We start from the raw sequence: 3,176 nt of genomic DNA, 5'->3' as shown, positions 1-3,176 counted from the left end.
GTTCCTGTGTCAATGAAAATGAAAAAAAGAACGGTCTCAGAACTTCACTCCATATAAATAAAAGGCTTGGTCACTGACCAAGCCTTTTTATTCTTATAAGAAAGCATAAAACTTTTTACTTAGATTAGTGTCTAGCTCCAGCGCCTAGCCCCTCGAGACGTTTCGGTCCGCCCGATGAAGTCAAAGAGCGACTTCACCGGTCGGCCCTCCAACGCTTGTCGGGGCTGACCAAGGCGCTTGCGCTTTTCTTACGATCCTATTCAATTTTCACAAGTTGAAATCCAGTTTCTTTCCACACATAGCGGATTCCATGGACAAATGTATTGAATGTCGGAACGTCGACGAGCAAACCATTCAGTACGATTGATTTAGCCATTTCTGGACGGATTCCTACATAAATCGATTGCACCCCCATTAGCTTAAGGGCATTGATGACCTGCTGCAGACGGAACGCGATGGGTGCATCCAGTTCATCCGAAACACCGGTGAAATCAAAAATAACATATTGATTTCCTTGCTGGGCGCTGTGTGAGAGGATTTTTTCCTCCAGCAGCTCCAGTCGATCTCCAGTCAATTTCCCCATAACCGGAACAAGTACAGCTGTGTCAACTGACAGAGGGATGACAGGCATATCAAGAATTTGAAGCTGTTTCCTGTTTTCCTGCAGTGTTTCTTCAAATTCGGTTACATCTTTCCACGTAAGGATAAATCCGCTTTTCTTGCCTTCATTGCTGGTTAGTCTGTCCACCATAATCTCAGCCGAGAATTTGTTGAACAAGGTAATGCTAGCAGAATGAGGGAATTTCTCTCCGGCCAGGATTTCCTGTTGACGGCTGCCATGGAACTCTCCCAGGTTCCTGCCGATAAATTCCGCTGGATCAGTAATTCCTACATAAGGGCCAATCTGTCTCAATAATTTCATGGCAGAATCATTGATAAAAACAATTTCGTATTCTTCATTTGCGATTAAGATATTTTCATTGATTTTATTTAAAAGTTGGTGAGTTTCTATGGCATCAAGATTGAACAAAGGAATCGCTCCTTTTCTAGTAGGCGTACTATGTAAAATTATAGCTAAGTTTTCTAATTGGGACAAGGAATACAAAAAGCCTCCTGCAAAAGCTCAGGAGGCTGACAATTCATTTAGTGGCTGCTTTCTTTTTAAAGAAAGTTTTTCGGATATATGGTATTACCCAGTGGTCCAATCCATATCTGCCTGCGTTATAGCCGGCGAAGAGGATAATGAATCCGAAGAAAATATCTGTTGGATTGTGGGATACTGTTCCGGCAAGGAAGAAGCTGAAGTTCATCAGTAAACCGAAGAAAATGGCAGCAGTTGTCAGACATCCGAGTATGAGTCCTAAACCGACAAGGAATTCACCGACCGGGACTATAAAGTTGAAAAGCTCAATGTTCGGCAGCGCGAAGTTTTCCAGAAAAGAGACATACCAGCCATAAACCATATTTCCATCAGGACCTTTTACCGGATTGGCGACAGCATTTTTCAAATATCCAGTTGCATCAAAGCCTGCCCCAGTCATCTTATGCCATCCAGCAACCATCCAGTTGTAACCGAGCCATATACGTATAAAAGTCAAAATTCCGGCGGCAACATTATTTTCTCTCAACCAATTTGCGAACATATCAATCGCTTCCCTTCAAGGATGAATTATTATTTGATTACACTACAATATATTGACTTCCAAATTTTAAATGCAGGCTGGAAGTCTTTGTTCACAAATTAGCAAAAACATATTGTCAGGATTTTGAACACTTGGCGAAGGTGAATACAGTAAAAAAATAGCGAGGTGAAAATTTGCAGAGAAAGTACAAGGCCATACTTGGTGGAGGTAGTGCATTAAAGAGTCAGTCAACATCGGGAAGACTGATGACAACAAAAAGAGCCAGGCAATTGCCTGGCTCTCTGATTATGATTTGTTAAACTGCTTTATGCGCAGTTTCAGCTTCTCTTTTGAATACAGTTTTGCGGATGAAAGGAACCACCCAGCGATCCAGGCCGTATTTACCAGCGTTGTAGCCTGCGAACAGGATGATGAAGCCCAAGAAGATGTCAGTTGGGTTGTGAGATACTGTTCCAGCAAGGAAGAAACTAAAGTTCATTACTAGCCCGAAGAACATAGCAGCAGTTGTCAAAGTACCAAGGATCAATCCAAGTCCTACTAGGAATTCGCCCAGTGGAACAATGAAATTGAAAAGTTCGACGTTCGGGATCGCAAAGCTTTCAAGAAAGTTCACGTACCATCCATATACCATGTTTCCGTCTGGTCCTTTAACCGGATTTGCAACGGCATTATTCAAATAACCAGCAGCGTTAAAACCTTCACCAGTCAATTTTCCCCATCCAGCAGCCATCCAGTTATATCCGAGCCAAACCCTAATGACAGTCAACAGGCCAGCAGCAATATTGTTTTCTCTTAACCATTTAGCGAACATATAAATCGCTTCCCTTCAAAAATAAGTAATTATTGATTACACTTACAATATATCAGAATCCGAAATAAAAATGAGTGGTTTGTGAATTTTTTTCACAAAAACACAACAACAAATTGACGGAATGTTGAACATGAATCCTAAAAAAGAGGATATATCGGTTACAGTGCCTAAACAAAGCGCCTAACAGAAAGGAAGAGAACAGATGGATCCACAATCAGGATCAGTTCAACAAAACCCGGGCACTGAGAAAATCTGGAGCAGGGACTTTTTATTCATTTTCCTTGCTAACTTTTTTATTTTCCTTGGATTTCAAATGACACTGCCGACGATTCCATTGTTTGTGGAGCAGCTGGGAGGAAATGACCAGCTGATTGGCTTCGTCGTAGGAATCTTCACTTTTTCAGCATTGCTTGTCCGTCCTTTCGCGGGGCGCATGCTTGAAACTAGGGGAAGAGGCTTTGTTTACTTGATTGGCCTGGTGATATTCGTATTATCTGTCGGATCTTTTGGATTTGCAGTCAGTATCGCATTCTTGTTTTTAATGAGGATAGTGCAGGGAGTTGGCTGGGGCTTTTCCACTACTGCTTCTGGCACAATTGCTACAGATTGGCAACATATACATTGCCTCAGCCATATCCGTTACAATCTCGATTATCTTATATATTTTTATTGCGAGAAGAACTGTGAGAAATTAGACCTGTTCCATACCGGAGCAGTTTTTT

At 41.8% G+C, this 3,176-nt stretch carries 4 protein-coding genes; 1 reads left to right on the top strand and 3 read right to left on the bottom strand.

The window, feature by feature from the left end:
- Positions 1 to 256 precede the first annotated feature (256 nt).
- From JCM21738_RS21300 to JCM21738_RS21290, 3 genes are all read right to left on the bottom strand, one after another.
- Positions 257 to 1,096: an STAS domain-containing protein gene (locus JCM21738_RS21300; protein ID WP_148296172.1), complete on the bottom strand. Its 840-nt coding sequence runs from the start codon at positions 1,094 to 1,096 to the stop codon at positions 257 to 259.
- A gap of 43 nt (positions 1,097 to 1,139) precedes the next feature.
- Positions 1,140 to 1,643, bottom strand: coding sequence for a DoxX family protein (locus tag JCM21738_RS21295; RefSeq protein WP_023626719.1), 504 nt, complete (start codon positions 1,641 to 1,643; stop codon positions 1,140 to 1,142).
- A gap of 295 nt (positions 1,644 to 1,938) precedes the next feature.
- Complete coding sequence (locus tag JCM21738_RS21290; protein WP_023626720.1) at positions 1,939 to 2,454, bottom strand: DoxX family protein; 516 nt, start codon at positions 2,452 to 2,454, stop codon at positions 1,939 to 1,941.
- A 202-nt stretch (positions 2,455 to 2,656) separates the two neighbouring features.
- On the opposite strand from JCM21738_RS21290, the gene JCM21738_RS21285 reads away from it, so the two are divergent.
- Positions 2,657 to 3,176: MFS transporter (locus tag JCM21738_RS21285; protein ID WP_031308277.1), on the top strand; the 520-nt coding region annotated here is incomplete at its 3' end.

This window comes from Mesobacillus boroniphilus JCM 21738 (assembly GCF_000517385.1).
In the GTDB taxonomy this organism is placed as follows: Bacteria; Bacillota; Bacilli; order Bacillales; family Cytobacillaceae; genus Mesobacillus; species Mesobacillus boroniphilus.
The sequence above is the reverse complement of the archived record's forward strand: the minus strand, read 5'-3'. Positions and strand labels throughout refer to the sequence as shown.